At 73.7% G+C, this 19,493-nt stretch carries 17 protein-coding genes and 1 riboswitch; of the genes, 13 read left to right on the top strand and 4 right to left on the bottom strand.

The annotated features are described in order from the left end of the window. The 6 genes from BU197_RS05135 to BU197_RS05110 are packed head-to-tail and all read left to right on the top strand — an operon-like array spanning position 1 to position 6,836. Positions 1 to 963, top strand: a complete 963-nt coding sequence (locus BU197_RS05135; protein WP_188266994.1) for a carbohydrate ABC transporter permease — start codon at positions 1 to 3, stop codon at positions 961 to 963. Beyond that, on the top strand, positions 953 to 1,792 hold the full coding sequence (locus BU197_RS05130) for a carbohydrate ABC transporter permease (protein WP_188266993.1): 840 nt from the start codon (positions 953 to 955) through the stop codon (positions 1,790 to 1,792). Before BU197_RS05135 ends, BU197_RS05130 begins: the two co-directional genes overlap by 11 nt. Continuing rightward, positions 1,789 to 2,859, top strand: a complete 1,071-nt coding sequence (locus tag BU197_RS05125; RefSeq protein WP_317453376.1) for an ROK family protein — start codon at positions 1,789 to 1,791, stop codon at positions 2,857 to 2,859. Before BU197_RS05130 ends, BU197_RS05125 begins: the two co-directional genes overlap by 4 nt. Positions 2,860 to 2,896: 37 nt before the next feature. Next, complete coding sequence (locus BU197_RS05120; RefSeq protein ID WP_188266992.1) at positions 2,897 to 3,595, top strand: N-acetylmannosamine-6-phosphate 2-epimerase; 699 nt, start codon at positions 2,897 to 2,899, stop codon at positions 3,593 to 3,595. After that, entirely contained in the window at positions 3,595 to 5,238 is a 1,644-nt protein-coding gene (locus BU197_RS05115) for a DUF4127 family protein (protein WP_188266991.1), read from the top strand. Before BU197_RS05120 ends, BU197_RS05115 begins: the two co-directional genes overlap by 1 nt. Before the next feature lie 14 nt (positions 5,239 to 5,252). After that, the gene (locus BU197_RS05110; RefSeq protein WP_188266990.1) at positions 5,253 to 6,836 is read left to right on the top strand and encodes a beta-N-acetylhexosaminidase; all 1,584 of its coding nucleotides are present in this window, start codon (positions 5,253 to 5,255) and stop codon (positions 6,834 to 6,836) included. 344 nt (positions 6,837 to 7,180) lie between these two features. Here BU197_RS05110 and BU197_RS05105 read toward each other — a convergent pair whose 3' ends face one another. Both BU197_RS05105 and BU197_RS05100 read right to left on the bottom strand, forming a co-directional pair. Continuing rightward, a complete protein-coding gene (locus tag BU197_RS05105) occupies positions 7,181 to 8,185 on the bottom strand; it encodes a HEAT repeat domain-containing protein (protein ID WP_188266989.1) in 1,005 nt (334 codons plus the stop codon). A 3-nt stretch (positions 8,186 to 8,188) separates the two neighbouring features. Further along, positions 8,189 to 9,031: a HEAT repeat domain-containing protein gene (locus BU197_RS05100; RefSeq protein WP_223182861.1), complete on the bottom strand. Its 843-nt coding sequence runs from the start codon at positions 9,029 to 9,031 to the stop codon at positions 8,189 to 8,191. Positions 9,032 to 9,240: 209 nt separating this feature from the next. Between BU197_RS05100 and BU197_RS05095 the strand changes: the two genes are divergently transcribed. From BU197_RS05095 to BU197_RS05080, 4 genes are all read left to right on the top strand, one after another. Further along, on the top strand, positions 9,241 to 9,972 hold the full coding sequence (locus tag BU197_RS05095) for a hypothetical protein (protein WP_188266988.1): 732 nt from the start codon (positions 9,241 to 9,243) through the stop codon (positions 9,970 to 9,972). A 292-nt stretch (positions 9,973 to 10,264) separates the two neighbouring features. Beyond that, positions 10,265 to 11,317, top strand: coding sequence for an iron-siderophore ABC transporter substrate-binding protein (locus tag BU197_RS05090; RefSeq protein ID WP_188266987.1), 1,053 nt, complete (start codon positions 10,265 to 10,267; stop codon positions 11,315 to 11,317). Between the two features lie 81 nt (positions 11,318 to 11,398). Continuing rightward, entirely contained in the window at positions 11,399 to 12,367 is a 969-nt protein-coding gene (locus BU197_RS05085; RefSeq protein ID WP_317452092.1) for an iron ABC transporter permease, read from the top strand. Then, entirely contained in the window at positions 12,364 to 13,470 is a 1,107-nt protein-coding gene (locus BU197_RS05080) for a FecCD family ABC transporter permease (protein WP_411158442.1), read from the top strand. Before BU197_RS05085 ends, BU197_RS05080 begins: the two co-directional genes overlap by 4 nt. A gap of 54 nt (positions 13,471 to 13,524) precedes the next feature. On the opposite strand, the gene BU197_RS05075 is transcribed toward BU197_RS05080, so the two are convergent. Next, a complete protein-coding gene (locus BU197_RS05075; RefSeq protein WP_188266985.1) occupies positions 13,525 to 14,097 on the bottom strand; it encodes a histidine phosphatase family protein in 573 nt (190 codons plus the stop codon). A 342-nt stretch (positions 14,098 to 14,439) separates the two neighbouring features. Next, positions 14,440 to 14,524: riboswitch (cobalamin riboswitch) on the top strand. A gap of 59 nt (positions 14,525 to 14,583) precedes the next feature. Here BU197_RS05075 and BU197_RS05070 point away from each other — a divergent pair. The 3 genes from BU197_RS05070 (at position 14,584) to BU197_RS05060 (ending at position 17,382) form a co-directional block, all read left to right on the top strand. After that, on the top strand, positions 14,584 to 14,811 hold the full coding sequence (locus tag BU197_RS05070) for a CbtB domain-containing protein (protein ID WP_188266984.1): 228 nt from the start codon (positions 14,584 to 14,586) through the stop codon (positions 14,809 to 14,811). 16 nt (positions 14,812 to 14,827) lie between these two features. Continuing rightward, a complete protein-coding gene (locus tag BU197_RS05065; protein WP_188266983.1) occupies positions 14,828 to 15,637 on the top strand; it encodes a CbtA family protein in 810 nt (269 codons plus the stop codon). 437 nt (positions 15,638 to 16,074) lie between these two features. After that, positions 16,075 to 17,382, top strand: coding sequence for a hypothetical protein (locus tag BU197_RS05060; RefSeq protein WP_188266982.1), 1,308 nt, complete (start codon positions 16,075 to 16,077; stop codon positions 17,380 to 17,382). A gap of 81 nt (positions 17,383 to 17,463) precedes the next feature. Here the strand turns inward: BU197_RS05060 and BU197_RS05055 are convergent, their stop codons facing one another. Next, positions 17,464 to 19,326 (bottom strand): acyl-CoA dehydrogenase, encoded by a 1,863-nt coding sequence (locus tag BU197_RS05055; RefSeq protein WP_188266981.1) that lies wholly within the window; start codon positions 19,324 to 19,326, stop codon positions 17,464 to 17,466. Between the last annotated feature and the right edge of the window lie 167 nt (positions 19,327 to 19,493).

Raw genomic sequence — 19,493 nt, 5'->3', positions numbered from 1 at the left:
ATGTCCGTCCCCCCGCGAACAGCGGTGGCCGACCCGCCCAAGGGCGGGCCCGCCACCGCGGGGCAGCCGAACCGGCGTCCGTTCTGGACCCGGCGCCGACGTGACCAGCTCGCCGGTCTCGCGTTCATCTCGCCCCAGCTCCTCGGCACCGCCGTCTTCGTGCTGCTGCCCATCGCCCTGGTCGTCCGGTTCAGCCTGCACGAGTGGAACGTGCTGGCCGGCGACTTCCACTACACGGGCGGCGACAACTACACCCAGCTGCTGGACGACGCCAACCTGCCCGAGGTACTGAAGTCCACGGCGCTGTTCTCGGTCGGCATGGTGGTGTTCAACCTCTCCCTGGCCCTCCTGCTCGCCGTCCTGCTCAACCAGAAGCTGCGCGGAATGACGGTGTTCCGCACGCTGTTCTTCTCTCCCGTCGTGGTGTCCCTGGTCGCCTGGACCATCGTGTGGGGCTTCCTGCTCCAGTCCAACGGCGGCATCAACGGCCTGCTGCACACCGTCGGCATCGAAGGACCCAACTGGCTGCGCGGCGAGGGCACCGCCATGTTCTCGGTCATCGTCGTACAGGTGTTCAAGAACGTCGGTCTGAACATGGTGCTGTTCCTGGCCGCCCTCCAGGGCGTGCCCAAGGAGCTGTACGAGGCGTCCCGGGTCGACGGGGCCGGTGCGTGGAGGCGGTTCCGGTCCATCACCCTGCCGCTGATCAGCCCGACGATCCTGCTGACCTCGGTGATCACCATCGTGGGTTCGCTCCAGGTGTTCGCGCAGATCGCGGTGCTCACCCAGGGCGGCCCGAAGCTGTCCACCACCGTGCTCGTCTACTACCTCTACCAGCAGGCTTTCCAGTTCCATCACTTCGGCTACGGCGCGACCCTGTCCATCCTGCTGCTGCTGATCGTGCTGGCGCTCACCGTGTTGCAGTGGCAGATGCGCAAGAGGTGGGTCTTCTATGAATCGTAAAATCCCGCTGCGCGCCCGAGTCGCCCTGTACGGCCTGCTCTGTGTGCTCGCGATCCCCTTCGTCTTCCCGACCTGGTGGATGGTGACGTCGTCGTTCAAGCCCATCGGCGACATCTTCGCCTACCCACCGCAGCTCATCCCGACCAACCCGACGCTCTCGGCCTACCGGGACGTCTTCGACGGGCGCCCGTTCGTCCAGCAGTACGTCAACAGCCTCTACATCGCGGCGCTGGTGACGGCGGGGACGATGGTCGTGTCCTCGCTCGCCGGGTACGCCTTCGCCCGCATCAAGTTCCGCGGCCAGAACGTGCTGTTCATGGTGGTGCTGGTGGGCCTGCTCATCCCGAGCGAGGTCACCATCGTCCCGCTCTTCCAGATGTTCAACGACCTCGGCCTGATCAACACCCACTGGCCGCTGATCCTGGTGCCGATCTTCGGCGCACCGAGCGTCCTGGCCACTTTCATCATGCGGCAGTTCTTCATCAGCCTGCCCCATGAGCTGGAGGAGGCCGCCCGGATCGACGGCATCGGCTACTTCGGCACGTTCTGGCGGATCGCCCTGCCGCTGGCCAGGCCGGCCCTCGGCGCCGTCGGTATCTTCACCTTCCTTCAGAGCTGGAACCTCTATCTGGAACCGGTGGTGTACCTCTCCTCGCCGGAGAAGTTCACCCTGCCGCAGGCGCTCACCCAGTACGTGGACTCCTACGGCGGCGCCATGTGGAACGTCCAGCTCGCCGCCGCGTCGCTGACCGCGGTCCCGGTGCTGATCGTGTTCGTCATCGCCCAGAAGCAGTTCATCGAGGGCCTCGCCCATACGGGGCTGAAGTGAACGCCACACTGGGCATCGACATCGGCGGCACCAAGACCCTCGCCGCCCTCGTCGGGCCCGACGGCACCGTGCTCGACCAGGCGCGAGCCGACACCCCGGCCGCTCGGGGACCGGACGCGGTGCTGCGGACCGCCGCCGACCTTGCCCGGCGCCTCGGCGGCGCCGGTCCGGTCGGCGTCGGCGCCGCGGGTCTCATCGACCCGGCCACCGGAGTCGTCCGGTACGCCACCGACTCCCTGCCCGGCTGGGCCGGGACACCGGTGGCCGAAGCCCTGGCCCAGCGCATCGGCCGGCCCGTCGTGGTGGACAACGACGTCAACGCCGCCGCCCTGGGCGAGAGCTGGGCCGGGGCCGCCCGGGGGCACGCCCATGTGCTGCTGGTCGCGGTCGGCACCGGTCTCGGCGGCGGCCTGGTCCGCGGCGGCGCCGTCGACCACGGGGCGCGCGGCGGCGCCGGAGAGGCGGCCCATCTTCCGGCGCCGGACGCCGACAGGCTGACCTGCGGCTGCGGGCGCACCGGCCACCTGGAGGGCGTGGCCTCCGGCACCGGACTCGCCCGCGCCTATCGGCTGCGCACCGGGGCGGACGTCACCGGCCGCGAGGTCGCCGCCCGCTGCGCCGCCGGTGACCCGGCCGCCGTGGAGGTCCTCGCCACCGCCGGTCACGCCCTCGGCCGGGCCCTCGCGGGTCTGGTGGCGCTGCTCGATCCGCAGACGGTGGTGGTGGCCGGGGGCGCGGGCGAAGCGCTGCTGCCGTACGCCCAGGACGCGTATGCCGCCGAACGGCTGCCGGTCCACGCCGACGTGAGGCTGGTCCCGGCCGCCCTCGGCGGCGCGGCAGTCGCCGTCGGCGCGGCGCGGGCGGCGATGACCCGGCGGGCCATGTCCCTGCCGTCCGAACCGGGGCCGTCCGAACCGGGCTTGTCCGATCCAAGGCCGTCCGAACCGGGGCCGTCCGAACCGGGGCCGTCCAATCCGGGGTCGTCCGGTCCTGGGCCTGCCGGTCCCGGGCGGGTCGCTCCCGGGTCTGTCGGTCCCGGTCTCCCCGAACCCGGCGGTCGACCGTGATCGGTCGCCTTCCGCGTACCACCGAAACGGAGCCCCAGTGAACGTTCTCGACACCCTCCGCGGCGGCCTGGTGGTCTCCTGCCAGCCGCTGCCGGACGAACCCGCCGACCCGATGCGCGACGCGTCCGTGCAGGCGAGGGTCGCCGCCGCCGCGGTCCTCGGCGGCGCGGCCGGTATCCGCGCCAACTCCCCCGAGGACATCGCCGCCGTACGGGCGGCGGTGGACGTGCCGGTCATCGGCCTGTGGAAGGACGGCCCCGGGCCGGTGACGATCACGCCGACCGGCAGGCACGTCCGCGCCGTCGCGCAGGCCGGAGCGCATCTGGTCGCCGTCGACGCCACCGACCGGTCGCGGCCCGAGCCGTTCGCGGCCCTTGCCGCCGCCGCGCACGCCGCCGGGGCTCTCGTCCTGGCGGACGTGTCCACCGAGGCCGAGGGGCAGGCCGCCGTCGACGCGGGCGCCGACGCCGTCGCCACCACGCTCTCCGGCTACACCCCGCACACCACGAAGACCCCGGGACCCGACCTCGGCCTGCTGGAGCGCCTGGTCGCTCGGCTGTCCGTGCCCGTGATCGCCGAAGGCCGCTACCGCACAGCGGACGATCTGCGACGCGCCTACGCCGCCGGGGCCCACGCCGTGGTGGTGGGCAACGCCATCACCTCACCCCTGTACCTGACCAGGGAACTGGCCCGGTCAGTTCCCGCTCACGCCGATGCGAACGGAGTGCACCCCTGATGAGAAGACGCGCAGTCCTTACCGCCGGAGCCGCCGTCCTGGCCGCCCCGCTGCTGGGTCTCACCCCGCAGGTGGCGACCGCGGCCCCACGTCCGAGCCGCCGGATCGCCCTCGTCCCTCTCGACGACCGGCCCGTCAACGTCTACTGCCCGACCATGACCGCCGCCGTCGCCGGTGTCGACCTCGTACTGCCGCCGCGCGAGACCCTCGGCCGCTTCTTCAAGCCCGGGGACGGCGCGGCCGTCGCCCGCTGGCTGGGCTCGGTCGGCGCGGACGAGTACGTGATCTCGGTGAGCATGCTCGCCTACGGCGGCCTGATCGCCTCCCGTACGGGCGCGCCCACGCTCGCATCGGCGCGGGCCAACATCGCGGCGATCCGGGCCCTGCGGGCGGCCCGGCCGAACGCGCGGATCATGGTGCACGACACCATCCAGCGCCTCGCGTTGACCCCCGGCGACCCCGACCTCGAACAGTACGTGGCCGCGCTGGTCGAGTGGGCCAAGCTGTACGACCAGGTGGAGAACCTCGGCCAGGAGGAGCTGCGGCCCCGGCTCACGGCGGTGCGGGCCACCCTCCCGGACGCGGTGGTCGACGACTATCTGGCGGCGCGGTCCCGCAACCACGAGGTCAACCGGCAGATGGTCGAGTGGGTCGCCGACGGCACCATCAGCCATCTGGTGCTCTCCGAGGACGACACCGCCCCCGTGGGCCTGGCCCGAGCCGAACGCGTCGAGCTCGAAAAGCTGGTCGAGCGGTTGGGGGTCGGCCGGCGGGTCGAGGTCTTCCCCGGCGCGGACGAGGTCGACGCGCTGCTGGTCGCCCGGCTGATCGCCGATGGCACCTCGCCCACCTACCGGGTGGAGTACGCCGGGATCTCCGGCGAGCGGTGGACGGCGGAACTGGAGGGCATCCCGTTCGCGGAGAACATCCGCCGGCACGTGAAGTCCGTCGGCGGCACCGTCGTCGACGGCCGCGCCGACCTGGTGCTCATGGTCAACACCCCCTCGGCGGACAAGGAGCGGCGGGCGGCCGACCTCGCCGCGTTCGCCCGCCGGGTCGCCGCGCTGACGGCCGCCGGGGAGTCGGTCGTCGTGGTGGACCCGATCTTCGTCAACCGCGCCGACCACGACCTGGTGACCGAGCTGGAACAGCTCGTCGACCTGGCCGCGCTGCTGTCGTACTCCGGCTGGAACACCGGCGGCAACGCCCTCGGTCTGGCCCTGGCCCACGGCACCGCCCGCTGGGCCTTCCTGAAGCGCTCGACCAGCGGAATGGGCGTACCGGCGCTGACCGAGCCGGGCCGGGCGCACGCGGAGTACCTGCTCTACCGGTTCGTCAAGGACGACCACTGGAAGAACGTCCTCCAGAAGGCCGCCTACGCGGAGGCCAGGTCCAAGGGGTGGAACCCGTTGAACCTGACGGCCGAGCAGAAGGCCCTCTTCGACGGCTGGGTCCAGGACCGCCTCGCCCCGGCGACCCGCCAGTACTTCACCGACCACTTCGCCGGCCACCGCCTCGTCCTCGGCTACCGCGGCGCGACCACCCGCACGGCCAGGCTCGCCGCCGTGAACGACGTCCGCGTCGAACTGCCGTGGGACCGCCTCTTCGAGGTGACGCTCGAACCCCGCCTCACCCTGGCCTGAGAGGAGTACGAACGATGCAGCACAGCCCCCGCCGCCGCAGCATCCTCATCGCAGGCGCCGTCGGTCTCGCCGGCGCCGCCCACCTCACCTCCCCCGCCGTCGCGGCTCCCGGCCGCACCGCGCCCGTCACGCCGCCCGCGCCCGCGCTCATCCCCAAGCCCCGCTCGCTGAGGATGACCGGCGGCCGTCCGTTCGAGATCACCGCCGACACCGCCGTCGTGGTACGCCACCCGGCCCCCGAGGCCCGCCGTACGGCCGAGTTCCTCGCCCGCTGGCTGCGCCGGGCCACCGGCCATGCCGTCCCGGTCGTGACCTCCGGCGCCACCCCGCACGCCATCACCCTGGCCGTCGACGACGAGACCCCTTCCGCCGAGGGCTACCGCCTCGACGTCACCCACGGCGGTGTCCACCTGCGCGCCGCCGAAGCCGCCGGTCTCTTCCACGCGACGCAGACGCTGCGCCAGCTGTTTCCCGCCACGGCGGAGTCCGGTGCCCCGCACGGCGGTCCGTGGACCCTCTCCCCCCTGCACATCGACGACGCCCCGCGCTTCCCCTGGCGCGGGTCCATGCTCGACGTGGCCCGGCACTTCTTCACCGCCGAAGAGGTGAAGAGCTATATCGACATCCTCGCCCTCTACAAGATCAACCGCCTCCACCTGCACCTCAGCGACAGCCAGGGCTGGCGCCTTGAGATCAAGAGCTGGCCCCGCCTGGCCACCCACGGCGGCTCCACCCAGGTCGGAGGGGGCCCCGGCGGCTACTTCACCCAGCGCGAGTACGCCGACATCGTCCGGTACGCCGCCGAACGCCACATCATGGTGATCCCCGAGATCGACATGCCCGCCCATGTCAACGCGGCCCAGGCCAGTTACGCGGAACTCACCTGCGACGGTGTGGCGCCGCCGCTCTACACGGGCGAGAAGGGCATCCACAACTCGCTGTGCATCGACAAGGACGTCACCTACCGGTTCGTCGACGACGTCCTCGGCGAACTCGCCGACCTCACCCCCGGCCCCTATCTGCACATCGGCGGCGACGAGGCGCTTGCGACCGCCCCCGAGGACTACCGCTTCTTCATCAGCCGCGCCCAGCAGACCGTGCACGGACTCGGCAAGCGGATGGTCGGCTGGGAGGAGGTCGGCCTCGCCGACATCGCCCCCGGCACCCTCGTCCAGTTCTGGGCCAACGCCGCGAAGGCCCAGGGCGCGCTGGCCCAGGGCGCCCGGCTCGTCCTCTCGCCCAGCAAGAAGGCGTACTTCGACATGAAGTACGACGCCGACACCCCGATCGGGCACGACTGGGCCGGCTACACCGACGTCGAGGACGGCTACACCTGGGACCCCGTCACCTACATCCCCGGCGTCGCCGAGAGCCAGGTGCACGGGGCCGAGGCCGCGCTGTGGACGGAGCGGGTGGCGACGTTCGAGCAGGTGCAGTACATGACGCTGCCGCGGCTCCCCGGCGTCGCGGAGATCGGGTGGTCGCCGGTCGCCGGGCGCGCGTGGGAGGAATACCGGGTACGGCTCGCCGCACACGCGCCCCGGTGGTCCGGGCTCGGGTGGAAGTACCACCGGTCGGTGGAGGTGCCCTGGGGGTGAGCCGGTGACCGCTGCCGGACACGGTCGCCAGGCATCGCCGCGGCCACCGGTCCGAGGCCTCCCCGGCCTGGACACGGCCTAGGTCGTCTCTTTCGGATCGTGCCGGTCAGGCCCGCGTCGTCCGGTGCCGTGCATCGCGAGGCGGAGAGGCTGCCGCGTACTGGGCGTACCCGGGTGCCTCGACAACGCGGCGAGGTGCGGTGCCGGGCGGCGCGGGCCAGGCAGGATCCGGAAGAGACGGCCTGGGCGTGGTCCCGTCGCTTCGAACGTCCCCGGAGCGACGGGACCGTGCCCTGCGCGCGGGCGGGCGCCGTACGGGCAGGAAGGCGGCGGGGTTTGGCCGGTCAGCCCGGTTCTCGCAGGGTGAGGACGTATCCCGCCGTGAGCGCGACCGCGCGGTCCTCGTCCTCGGAGAGGTCTCGCAGCGCGCGGGTGGCCGTGTGTCCCGGGATGTCCGCGAGTGCCTGGGCGAGTCGGCCCCGGGCGGCCGGTCCGGTGACGCCGGGGGCCAGGCGGGCGACGAGCAGGGCGGCGATCCGTTCGGCGAGCGCGGGGCGGGCCGCCAGCGTGCCCAGCGCCTCGGCCGCCTCGACGTCGTTCACCGCCTCGACGATCATGTCGATCAGCGTCGGGACCGCCTCGGTGAAGCCCCGCGCCCCGAGGCTCAGCGCCGTGTGTCTGCGGACGGTGAGGTCGGGGTGGGCGAGGGCCTCCCGCAGCCGGGCGGTCGCCTGCTCCGTCGGCAGTTCGGCGAGGGCGCGGACGGCCCGCCCGCGCACCTCGGCTGCGGGGGCGTCCAGCGCCTCCGCCAGCAGGGTGGTGGCGCCGTCGCCCAGCCGGGTCAGGGCCCAGCGGAGCGCCCCGGAGACATGCGGGTCCGATTCGTTCAGCACCGCCTCGACCAGGGCCTCCACCGGCGCCGCTCTCTCCTCGGCCGAGGAGAGAGCGGCGCGCTGCCGCCTGCCCGCCCAGTCCGCGCCGAGGCCCTGGAGGAGGGCGACGGTCGCCAGGACGTCCTCCCAGCCGGCCGGTTCCGCCGCCCCGATCCGGTCGAGCCGGGTGAGCAGCGCCGTCTCCGCGGCGATGCGTTCCCTGGTCCGCCGGACGAGGTCGTCGACGAGCCCTGCGGGGGTGAACCCGGGGTCGTCCAGGGCGGATCCGACCTCCTTGAGGGAGAGCCCGAGCGAGCGCAGGCTCTCGATGTGGAAGATGCGCCGGATGTCCTCGGCCGCGTACTCGCGGTAGCCCGCGCCGGTCCGGCCGGTGGGCCGGACCAGACCGAGCGACTCGTAGTGCCGGAGCATGCGGGCGCTGACTCCGGACCGCCGGGCGACCTCTCCGATGAGCACGGACTACTCCCCGGCCCGCCCCAGATCGCTGAGCGCGACGGCGCGCCTGGCCTCGTGGAGGGTGAACTCGAAGACCTCGTCGGGGTGGCGCAGCAGGCGTTCCGTGGCGAGCGCGTGCTCACGCACTCCGGGGTCGGGATGGCCGGCCATGCCGTCGAGGACGGGGACGATCACCTCGCCGAGGGCGATCAGCACCCGGCTGAGGCTCAGCCGCGTCTCCCGTCCACCGCGTCCGAGCTGTGTCGCCAAGGCGGCCGCGAGTTCCCGTTCCTCCCCCTCGGGCACGAGCACGACGGCGGCGCGCCAGGCGTTGCGCGCCACCTCGTCGTCGGGGTCGGCGAGCAGCTCCCGAGTGATCACCGACCAGGCTTCCCGGTCACCGACCTTCGACAGGGTGTGCAGGGCCTGCCTGCGTGCCTGGGTGCGCTCCGAGCGGACCTCGTCGACCAGTCGTGGGACCGTCGCGTCGGCCGGAAGGCGGGTGAGCGCCCAGGTCAGCATCTCGCGGACCGGGAACTCGGGCTCGACGGCGCACCGTTCGACCAGGGCGTCGACGTGGTCCGGGTGCGGGCGGCTGCCGATCTCCAGGGCGGCCCGCAGCCGTACCGAGGCGTGGTCGTCCTCCAGCGCCCGCAGGACCCGGCGCGAGCGCTCCGCCGTCGCGTCCTCCGCCTTCTCTCCCCGTGCCTCCGCGTCCCGCGCCACCGCGTCCTCCGCCCTCTCGCCCCGTACCCCCGTGTCCTCCGCCACCGCGTCCCCCGTCTTCTCGTCTCGTGCCACCGTGTCCTGCTCCCCCGCGCTCCGCGCCGTCGCGCCCTGCGTGTCCGTGGTCATGCGTGTGGTCATGCGGAACCACCTCCTCGGCGTCAGTGAAGAGCTTGTCACCGTGTCAAGGTCAAGCGGAAGCCCGTCACACCCGGGCGGCGGGGAGGGGCGCTCGGGGGCGTTCGGGGGGCGACTCGCTGAACGGCGGGGGGATGAGGCTCCGGTGGCCAGGGGCGTTGCGTAGGCTCGAACTGAGCACATCGCGCCGCCCGTACGCCGAGGAGGACCCCATGCAGAGCGCCGACGAGGGACGGCAGCGGCTCGACGCGGCCAGTGTCCTGAACGCGAAGAGCACGCTGCTCCAGTTGCTCGCCCGCGCGGGGGTCTACACCGGGGACGCGGAGGAACTCATCGGTCTCGTCGAGGCGGGCGCGCTGGCCGGTGCGCGGACGGAGGTGGAGGAGGCCGCGCGGCAGGTGCCGGAGGGGCGGGGCGAGGTGTACGCGTCCGGGTGGGCCGGGGGAGCCGGGAGCGTCGTCGAGGTGCTCGACTCCCTCGCCGAGCGGGCTCTGCTGCGGGCCGTCACCGCCGGTCCCTCGGAGGGTTCCGCCGATGAGCGATCCCCCGTGCGGCGGGCGGAGATGGAGCGGGCCAAGGTGGCGGTGACACCGTTGTACCTGTCGTTCAGCGAGGTCTCCGAGCTGGATCCCGAGGTCACCGAGCAGGTGCTCGGGGCCGTGCTCCGGACGATGAGCCCCCGGCAGCGGGCCGGATATCCGGGGCTGCTCTCGGTCTTCGCCTCGGACCACCACACGCGTCTGGAGCGGCTGTACGCGCGGTACGGGCCCGGCAGTCCGGTCGCCGTCCACGGCCGGTACTCCCTCGTCCACTCCCCCACCGGGGTCGCCGTACTCGAACGGCTGGCGGTGACGCCCTCGGCCCTGCGCGAGGAGTGGGACGCCGCCGAGCTGCCGCCCGCGTGGCTGGACGGTCTGACCTCCGCCTGGAGCGCCCCCGTCTGACCGCCCGTCGCCCCGGTCCCGTCTCCCCTACCCCGCCCCGGTCCCGCCTCCCGCGCCCCGTCGCGCCTCGCTTCCGAACGCCGTCGTGCCCCGTACCTCCGTGCTTCGTTCCTTCTCCCGCGCCGTCCGGATCCGGTGTGCCGATCCTGTGATTTCCCTGGCGTTCGAACACGGGCAGGAATAGGTTAGGCTCACCTAACAAGCGCCTCGATGGTCGCTGCTCCCGTACGCACCTGGCTGCGGGGGCGTCAGGCGGGGCGGCAACACCCCTGCCCGGAGACAAGGATCCAGCATGCCTTCTGTGTTCACCCCCGTCCGCCGTCGCGTCCTCGTGGCGGGTGCCGCCGCGGTCACGCTCGGCCTCATGGCGACCGGGTGCGGCTCGGACGACAAAAAGGACGACGCCCCGGGCTCGGCGGCCAAGGCTCCCGCGGGTGCCTTCCCCGTCACCATCAAGAGCGCGCTCGGCGACGCGGTCATCAAGGAGCGGCCCAAGCGCGTGGTGACCCTCGGCCAGGGCTCCGCGGAGACCGCCATCGCCCTGGGCAACGTCCCGGTCGGCATCGAGAGCTACGCCTGGGGCAGCGACAAGTCCGGCTACCTGCCCTGGATCCACGAGGCGGTGACCAAGTCCGGCGCCACGCTGCCCAAGCAGTTCGACGGCGGCGAGGAGCTGGACATCGAGGCGATCACCGAGCTGGAGCCCGATGTCATCCTCGCCCCCTGGTCGGGCATCACGCAGAAGCAGTACGACATCCTCAAGGACATCGCGCCCACCGTCGCCTACCCCGAGCAGGCGTGGAGCACCGACTGGGACCAGCAGATCGAGATCGTCGCCAAGGCGCTCGGCCAGCCGGAGAAGGCCAAGGAGCTGACGTCGAAGATCGACAAGCAGCTCTCCGACGCCGCCGCGAGCCGCCCCGGCTACAAGAACGTCACGTTCTCGTACATCTACAACACCGGCCCCGGCTCCCTCGGCGTGTTCAAGCCCGAGGAGCAGCGCGTGGCGATGGTCTCCAAGCTCGGTCTGAAGGTCGACCCGGTCGTGAACACCTTCAAGGAGACCGAGGGCACCGACTCCGCCCTCATCGGTCTGGAGAACGCCAACAAGCTCTCCGCCAGCGACATCGCCTTCACCTTCTACACGGACGAGAAGTCCCGCAAGGAGATCGAGGCGCAGCCCCTGTACGCGGCGATCCCCTCCGTCAAGAAGGACGCCCTCGTCTACAGCCACGACCAGCCGTTCGTCACCGCCTCGTCGATGATCAACCCGCTGACCGTGCCGTACAGCATCGAGCGCTACCTGCCGATGATCGACAAGGCCGTCGCCAAGGCCGGGAAGTAACTGCGGATCAGCAGCGTGACCACTCTCTCCACGACCGGCCGAGGCCCCGCCGTACGACGGCGGGGCCTCGGCCGGCATCTCATCGCGGCCGCCGTCTGCCTGGTCCTGCTCGCCCTCGCGCTCTTCGCCAGCGTCATGTTCGGCAGCAAGCCGACCTCCTTCGGCGATGTCGTGCGGGTGCTGACCGGCGAGGCCGACGGCTATGTCCGCACGGTCGTCGAGAGCCGCTACCCGCGGACCGCCCTCGGGGTCCTCGCGGGGCTCTGTCTGGCCGTCGCGGGCACCCTGATGCAGGGCATCACCCGTAATCCGCTCGCCGATCCGGGACTCCTCGGCATCAACGCGGGCGCCTCCGCGGGCATCGTCGCCGCCACCGCCTTCCTCGGTGCCTCCGGGCAGCGGGAGACCGTCTGGTGGGGTCTCGCCGGAGCCCTGGCCATCGGTGTCGTCGTCCATCTCGTCGGCACCGCCGGCGGCGGCGGTGGACCGGTCCGGCTGGTCCTCGCCGGAGCGGTGCTCTCCGCCGTCCTCTTCGCGTTCATCCAGGCCGTCGCGCTCTCCAGGCCCCGGGTGTTCGACACCTACCGGTACTGGGTGGTGGGCGCGCTCGGCGGGCGCGGCTGGGACGCCTTCTGGGCGGTCCTGCCGTTCGCGGCCGTCGGTCTCGTCCTCGCCCTGCTCCTCGCCCCCGGCCTCAACGCCATGGCGATGGGCGACGACAAGGCCGCCTCCCTCGGCATCAGCCCGGCCCGAGTCAAGGGGGCCGGGCTGCTCGCGGCGACCCTGCTCGCCGCCGCGGCCACCGCCGCCGTCGGCCCCATCGCCTTCGTCGGCCTGGCCGTCCCGCATCTGGTGCGGACCCTGGTGGGCGCCGACTTCCGGGCCCAGATCGTCTTCACCGCCGTCGCCGGGCCCGCCCTGATGCTCTTCGCCGACGTCATCGGCCGGGTGCTGCTGCGCCCGCAGGAGCTGATGGTCGGCATCGTCACCGCGTTCGTCGGCGCGCCCGCGCTGCTCTTCGCCGTTCGCCGTATGAGGGGGACCTCGTGAAGACCGCCGACCGGGCGGGCACCACGCCCGCCGCCCGGGACACCGCCGCGCCCGCTTCCCGGACGAAGCGGCCCAACAGGCGCATGGTGCTGCGGATCGGGCCCTGGGTGGCCCTTCCCGTGCGCCGTGCCTCCGTGATCGCGGGCGTGGTGACGCTGCTGCTGCTCGTCTGCGCGGCGGCGGCCACCCTGTCGATGGGGCGGCTCGGCATCGCCCTGCCCGATCTGCCGTCCGCCCTCGCGGGCGAGGCGACGGGCAAGAACGCCTTCGTCCTGAACCGGCTGCGCGGGCCCCGGCTCGTGGTGGCCATCGGCACCGGGGCGGCCTTCGGTCTGTCCGGGGCCCTGTTCCAGTCCGTCACCCGCAATCCGCTGGGCAGCCCCGACGTCATCGGTCTGGGCGCCGGGGCGGGCGCGGGCGCGGCTGCCGCCGCGCTGTTCCTGCCCGCCGTCCTGCCGGTGCCCGTCGGCGCGCTGCTCGGCGCGGTCCTGGCGATGGTGGTCGTCTTCTTCGCCACCGGCACCGGGTTCCGCAATCCGGGCCGCCTCGTGGTGGCGGGGATCGGCGTGGCCGCCATGGCCACGGCGCTCACCGAGTACGTGGTGTACGCCGTCGAGCGCGACAAGGCCAGCGCCCTGACCGCGTACGTCAACGGCAGTCTGGCCGCCCGTTCCTGGGACGACGCCGCGACCATCTGGATCGTCCTGCTCGTCTCGCTGCCGTTCGCCGCCCTCCTGGCGCGGCCGCTCTCCGTGAGCGAGATGGGCGACGAGCTGTCCACCGGGCTCGGCGCCCGGCCGGGCAGGACGGCGACCTCGGCGGTCGTCCTGTCGATCGTGCTGTCGGCGGGCGCGGTGAGCGCGGCCGGACCGATCGCCTTCGTCTCCCTGACGGCCCCGCAGATCGCCAAGCGGGTCACCCGGGGCGGCGGACCGCATCTGGTCATGTCGGCCCTGATGGGGGCGCTGCTGCTGGTCCTCGCGGACCTCACGGCGCAGCAGTTGCCGCTCTTCGACAATCTGCCGGTCGGTCTGTACACGATGGCCCTCGGCGGTACGTATCTGGGCTATCTGCTCCTGCGGGAGTGGCGGCGCCCTGCCTGAGGCGTACGGAGCGGGGCCCGGAGGTTTTCTTCCTCCGGGCCCCGCCCCGTTCGGCTACCGGGGCGGCAGCGGCTCGCCCGCGCGGACGTTCCAGCGTCCGGCGCGACCGCTGAGGTGGACGGCGGTCAGCGGGCGTACGTCGAGCCGGGGGGCCGCCGTGTCGGGGGCGCCGAGGGCGTGGACGGTCGCGGCGCGGATCACGTCCGGTTCGGCGACCGCGACGACGGGTCCCGAGCCGGACCGCAGGGCGTCGAGCCAGGCTCCGACCCGTGTCCGAAGGGCGGTCAGGGACTCCCCGCCGTGGGGTGCCGCCGTCGGGTCGGCGAGCCAGCGGGCGAGGGCCTGTTCCTCGGTGGCGGCGACCTCCGCGAGGGTGCGTCCGCGCCAGCGGCCCATCGCGCAGCCCGCGAGCGCGTCGACCGGTCCCGCGGTGAGGCCGAGGGCGCGGGCGGTGTCCCGGCAGCGGACGGACGGCGAGCGGAAGGCGCGGGCGGCGGCGGGCACGCCCGGGGCCGCGGCCTCGGCGCGGGCGGTTCCCCGGGGGTCGAGGGGGCCGTCGTCGTCGAACCGCACCTCGCGCAGGGCCTCGCCGACGGCGGGGGAGATCAGCGTGAGACGGACGGTCATCGGGGTCCTCCGGCGGACGGTACTGAGGGCTCGGCAGGCGGGGCGGCGGGGCGGTGGCCTCCACTTCCACGGGCGGGACGGAAGGCGGGGAAGGCGGGGAAGGCAGGGAAGGTTCGGCGGGCGGGACGGGGGATCTCGCGGTCCGCCGGGCGTCCTCGGGAAGGTTTCGGGGCTCCTCCGGCGGCGGGACGGCGGACGGGAGTGCCGGGCGGTGCCCAGGGTACTGCCGCTTTCCGTCCCGCTCCTCGGGCGGACGGGGTGATCCCCGCCTCAGGCCCTTGGCGGCGGGCACGGGGCGCGGTACGGTCGGGCGACATCTCAACAGCGTGACGACGGCGAGACGGAAGTCCGGTGGGAAACCGGCACGGTCGCGCCACTGTGTGCCGAGGCGCCCTCCCCCAGGGGGTGGTGTCACGGCGAGTCAGACCCGTGGACCGTCGTCCTGCACCACCGATCGGGACGCGAGTTCCCGCTGGAGGTTCCATCATGGCCGAGACCGCCGTCTCCGCTGCTCTTTCCACCCCTTCCGTGGCCGTCCCGGCCCCGCTGCCGGTCCGGGCTGTTCTCCCCTGGGCCCTCTTCGTCGGGCTCCTCGCCCTGATAGCCCTGTACTTCGTGGGCGCCGAGCAGGGTGCCACCTCGCTCTTCGCGGGCTCCGACGTGCACGAGTGGGTGCACGACGGGCGTCATCTCCTCGGCTTCCCCTGCCACTGAGAGGCGTTTTCCGCACATGCACGCCTCAACTGTCAGAACCCTGCTGGTCCGCGGCATGCTCGCGGGCCTGATCGCCGGACTCTTCGCCTTCGCCGTGGCCTATGTGGCGGGTGAGCCGTCCGTGAACGGCTCCATCGCGGTGGAGGAGGCCGACTCCGCCCGGGAGGCCCACGCCGGTCACGGCGGAACCGTCGCCGCGGAGGCGGCGGAGGAAGAGGAGGAGCTGGTCAGCCGCCCCGTCCAGTCCACGGCGGGACTCGCCACCGGGGTCCTCGTCTACGGAGTGGCGATCGGCGGCATCGCCGCGCTCGTGTTCTCCTTCGCGCTGGGCCGGGTGGGCCGGTTCAGCCCCCGGGCGACCGCCGCCCTGGTCGCGGCGGCGGCGTTCGCCACCGTCTACCTGGTGCCATTCCTGAAATACCCGGCGACACCCCCCGCCGTCGGGAACCCGGACACCATCGGGAAGCGCACCACCCTGTTCTTCCTGATGATCCTGCTGAGCGTGCTGCTCGGCATCGCCGCCGTGATCGCCGGTCGGCGGCTCGCGCCGAGGCTCGGCAACTGGAACGCGACCCTGACGGCCGTCGCCGGATACCTCGTCGTCACCGGGATCGCCTTCGCGGTCCTCCCGGACAACGAGGACGCGGTGAAGGCGAGCTTCCCCGCCGCCCTGCTCTGGGAGTTCCGGGTGGCGTCCCTGGCCGTGCAGCTCACACTGTGGGCGGTCTTCGGGATCGTCTTCGGCGTCCTCGCCCAGAAGGCCCTGGCCACCCGGGCGCCCTCCCCCGACGCGCCCGCCCGGCTCGCGGCGCCGCTCGCCGACTGACGGCTGACGGCTGACGGCTGACGGCTGACGGCCCCGCGCACCGCACCGCCTCGTACGACCCCCCTCCTCGTACGGGGCGGTGCCACGTTTCCGAACGCACCCACTCTGTACGCGCGTTCGGACACCTGGACCGGGTACGAGCGCGCCCGATCGGACCCGGTGCGCGTGCGCCCGTACGCGTCCGGCGCCCGCGCGTCCGGGTACACGTCGTGCTGAAGTCCGACCGCCGCTGAATCCGGACCGGCACTCCCCCCGCCCTCCCGCTTCCGGGCCCGCGCCACGCTTCCGACCTGCCCGTTCCGTCCGCACCTCGTCCCAGGGCCTCCCGCACCCGGCCCGGGGGCGCGGGAAGACCATCGCCGCACGCCGTTGCGGGGCTCGGGCCGTACGGGCTCAATCGGAGGATGCCGAAGCAACTCCGGCCGGGAGGAAACCCGATGGGAAGGCGTCCACGTCCGAACCAGGCCCTGCGCGATCTGCTCGCGGAGGCGGGCATGACAGCGGCCGAACTGGCGGCCGAGGTGAACAGAGCGGGTGCGGAGACCGGGCGGACGCTCGGTTACGACCGGTCCGCGGTCGCCCACTGGCTCGCCGGAACGAGGCCCCGCACGGCGGTCCTCTGCCTGGTCACCGAAGCTCTCTCGCGCCGCCTCGGCCGGGAGGTGACACTCCGGGAGGCGGGGCTCGACCCACAGGAGCGGCCCGGCCCCGGCGCCGCCGTGCGGGAGACCGGGCCGCCGGGGCGTGGAGAACCGGTCTACGCCCGTGACCTGCCCGTTCCCGGCCCCCTCGCCCCGCCCGTCGCCGAGGGGCGGGGCAGGCCGGTCGAGCGCTTCGAGGTGGAGGCCGCCGAGTCCATGGCCCTGGTCTTCCACGACGCGGACACCTCGTTCGGCGGCGGGAGCGGACGCCGGGCCCTGGCCTCCTATCTGACGGCGGACCTCGGGCCGAAGCTGCACCGTCCGGCCGCCCCCGCCCTGCGCCGGAGGCTGATGCGGGTCGCCGCCCAACTCGCCTACCTCTGCGCCTTCATGCACTTCGACGACCACGCGCACGGGCGGGCCCAGCGCTACTACCACACGGCGCTGCGGATCTCCGCCGCCAACAACTCGCTGCTCGACCGGGCCATCACCCTGCGGGGGATGTCCGTCCAGGCCTGTCAGCTCGGCCATGTGCGCCAGGCCGTCGACCTGGCGGCCGCCGCCGCCGGGACCGTCACCGGGCCCGCCGTTCACCGGGCCTTCGTGCAGGGTCAGTTGGCGGTCGCGCACGCGCTCGACGGGCGCCCCGTCGACGCCGTACGGGCACTCGCGACGGCGGAGCGGCTGCTCGCCCGCTCCCCCGACCCCGTCTCCGCCGCCTCCGTCACCGGCCGCTACCACCAGGGGTCGCTGCTGCGTCACGAGTCGGCCGTACGCCAGATCCTCGGCGATCCGGAGGGCGCGCTGCGCACCCTTCAGGCGGCCGAGCACCACCGCCCTCCGGGCGAGCGGCGTTCCCGGGCGGTGGTCCTCGCCGATCTCGCCGTCCTGCAACTGCGGTCCGGGCGCCTCAACGAAGCCGTGGAGACCGGGTACCGCTTCCTCGACGACTACCCGCACCTCGCGAGCGGGCGCGCGGACCGGGCTCTCGGCGATCTGCGCGCCCTGCTGCGCCCGCACGCCCGGCATCCGGCGGCCCGCGCGCTCCTCCTGCACAGCGCCAGGCTGGTCCCGGGTCCGGGTGGGGTACGGCGCGAGCGGTGAGGGCCCCCGGGCCGGCGGTCGCCGGCCCGGGGTTCCCGGATGCGCGGGCCGGGCGCGGCGACCCCGGGGGGGCCGGGGCGTTCAGGAGGGGACTTCGGAGTACACGGCTTCGCGGGGGTGCGCGTCGGGGGTGCGGGCGCCGAGGCCCGAGCACACGATGTCGTCGGGGAAGGAGAACAGCCCTTCGAGGAGCGGGAGATGGGGCAGCAGCCGGTCGCAGAGCCGGTTGGTCTCCGCCGCGAGGGGCGCGAAGGATTCGGGGGTGAGGATCCCGGCGGTGAGCAGCGCTCCGGCCCTGCGGCGGGCGGCGCGCAGGGCGCTGAGGGTGCCCAGGGCGTCGAGGGCGTCGCGGAGCGGAGGGCCGACGTCGACGAGGAAGCGGTCTCCGGCCCATCCGACGTCCTCGGCGGCGAGCCGGGCGGCGTGGATCTCGCCCAGTTCGCCCGCGAGGTCGAGGAGCGGGTTCCAGGTCTCGAAGGGGTCGTGGCCCCGGCGGGTGCGCAGGGCGCCGCGCAACCCGTCCGCGAGGGCCGCCTCGTGGGCCCGCAGGACCGCGGGCCACCACTGCGGATCGGTCGGGTCGGCGGGGCGCGGGCCGGTCGCTTCGGAGGCGGGCGGTTCGGTGGCCAGGGTGCGGCCGAGGTCGTACAGGATGAGCTGACTGTCCCCGCCGGCCGGGTCGAAGGCGTGCTGGAACCCCCGGTATCCGGAGAGCCTGTTGGCGTCGACGAGCCCGGAGTGGCCGCAGCGGCGCTGGCAGGCGGCGATGACGCGCTCCGCCTCGCGCATGGTGTACGCCTTGTACGCCGACAGGTCCCGGTTGACGGCCGTCCACGGGGCGAGGCCCATGGCGTCCGCGGGCTGTGTCTCGGTTCCGGCGAGCAGCGCGCCGAGCAGTTCCCGGGCGCGGGCGGCCGCGCAGCTGAGGGCGAACGCGTCCGCCAGCGCACCGATCAGGGCGCGCTGTTGGCTCTTGTAGGAGAGCAGGGGAAGGCCGGGCACGGGGCGGGCCTGGGTGGCCCTGCGGCGGGAGTGGCGCAGCGCGAGGACGGTGGACTGGCGGGCGATGGCGGCGGCGGCGGACGGCAGGGCGCCCCACAGTTCCCTTCCGACGCTCAGGGTGCGCCGGAGGCGTGCCTCGGGCGAGCCGGTCGGGTCGGTCAGGTTCCCTTCGGCGTCCAGGGCCGCGGTGTCGCGGAGCCAGTGGGCCGCCGGGACGCGCACCCCTCGGAAGGTGACGTTGCGCAGGGTGAGCGGCAGGGCGCCGACCTCGGCCGGGCAGGACCACTCCACGCCGGGGCGGGGTCCGTCGGCGTCGGCGAGTTCGACGAGGAACGGGAAGACGCCGCCGGTGCGGCCCCTCGTCTCGACGCGGGCGAGGACCACGGCGAGGCGGCGCCCGGCGGCGGTCGGGACGCCGCCGAACTTGGCGGCGGCCGGGTCGGGCGTGTGTAGGACGAACTGTCCGCGTTCGGGGTCGTGGACGGCGCGGGTCCTGGTCGCCAGATGGCTGTTGGCCCGCCCGGTCTCGGTGATCAGGTAGCTGCCCCTGGCGTCGCCCCTGTCGAGCGCGTCGAGCGCGTCGAGGATCTCGGCGGACGCGGGCCCCCGGGGCGCGAGCCGGACCAGGGAGCCCGAGCAGAGGACCGTGTGGGTGACGAGGTGCATGCCGAGGCGGGGATCGGCCACCACGGCCCAGGCGAGGGCCGTGGCGAGACCGTCGGCGTCACGCAGGAGCGTCCGGGCGGGCGGAAGCGCCCGGACGAGGGAGCGGAGCCGGTCGGCGAGGTAGGGATCGCGCTCCTCGGGCCGTCCGGCGACCCGGTACGGGTGCCGGGCCAGGGCGGTGTGCAGGGCGTTCAGGAAGGGGGGCGGGCAGCCGCCGTGCAGGAGCAGCTGGGCACCGGAGCGGAGGGGACGGGTGGGTGCGGGCGTGAAGGTCATGGTCACTCCGGGCTACGAGGGAGAGGGTGGGAGCACGGACCGGCCGGGGCCGAGCGGGGGCCGGGGCCATCGGGGGCCGTCTCCGGTACGGCGGCGGGGGCCTGCCCCGCACCGGAGGGGGCGGTGGGACCCCTCCGCGCGGGGTCGGCCGACGCGCCGCCGCACGG

The sequence above is a fragment of the Streptomyces sp. CBMA291 genome, from assembly GCF_014596525.1.
Classification (GTDB): domain Bacteria; phylum Actinomycetota; class Actinomycetes; order Streptomycetales; family Streptomycetaceae; genus Streptomyces.
This window is presented reverse-complemented; position numbering and strand designations above follow the sequence as displayed.

What these genes read in the sequence shown, in the direction of transcription:
- BU197_RS05075 (WP_188266985.1), bottom strand. Translation starts at nt 14,097, where the DNA reads ATGACCGTCCGTCTCACGCTGATCTCCCCCGCCGTCGGCGAGGCCCTG.
- BU197_RS05115 (WP_188266991.1), top strand. Translation starts at nt 3,595, where the DNA reads ATGAGAAGACGCGCAGTCCTTACCGCCGGAGCCGCCGTCCTGGCCGCC.
- BU197_RS05110 (WP_188266990.1), top strand. Translation starts at nt 5,253, where the DNA reads ATGCAGCACAGCCCCCGCCGCCGCAGCATCCTCATCGCAGGCGCCGTC.
- BU197_RS05060 (WP_188266982.1), top strand. Translation starts at nt 16,075, where the DNA reads ATGGGAAGGCGTCCACGTCCGAACCAGGCCCTGCGCGATCTGCTCGCG.
- BU197_RS05055 (WP_188266981.1), bottom strand. Translation starts at nt 19,326, where the DNA reads ATGACCTTCACGCCCGCACCCACCCGTCCCCTCCGCTCCGGTGCCCAG.
- BU197_RS05065 (WP_188266983.1), top strand. Translation starts at nt 14,828, where the DNA reads ATGCACGCCTCAACTGTCAGAACCCTGCTGGTCCGCGGCATGCTCGCG.
- BU197_RS05095 (WP_188266988.1), top strand. Translation starts at nt 9,241, where the DNA reads ATGCAGAGCGCCGACGAGGGACGGCAGCGGCTCGACGCGGCCAGTGTC.
- BU197_RS05130 (WP_188266993.1), top strand. Translation starts at nt 953, where the DNA reads ATGAATCGTAAAATCCCGCTGCGCGCCCGAGTCGCCCTGTACGGCCTG.
- BU197_RS05100 (WP_223182861.1), bottom strand. Translation starts at nt 9,031, where the DNA reads ATGACCACACGCATGACCACGGACACGCAGGGCGCGACGGCGCGGAGC.
- BU197_RS05135 (WP_188266994.1), top strand. Translation starts at nt 1, where the DNA reads ATGTCCGTCCCCCCGCGAACAGCGGTGGCCGACCCGCCCAAGGGCGGG.
- BU197_RS05070 (WP_188266984.1), top strand. Translation starts at nt 14,584, where the DNA reads ATGGCCGAGACCGCCGTCTCCGCTGCTCTTTCCACCCCTTCCGTGGCC.
- BU197_RS05090 (WP_188266987.1), top strand. Translation starts at nt 10,265, where the DNA reads ATGCCTTCTGTGTTCACCCCCGTCCGCCGTCGCGTCCTCGTGGCGGGT.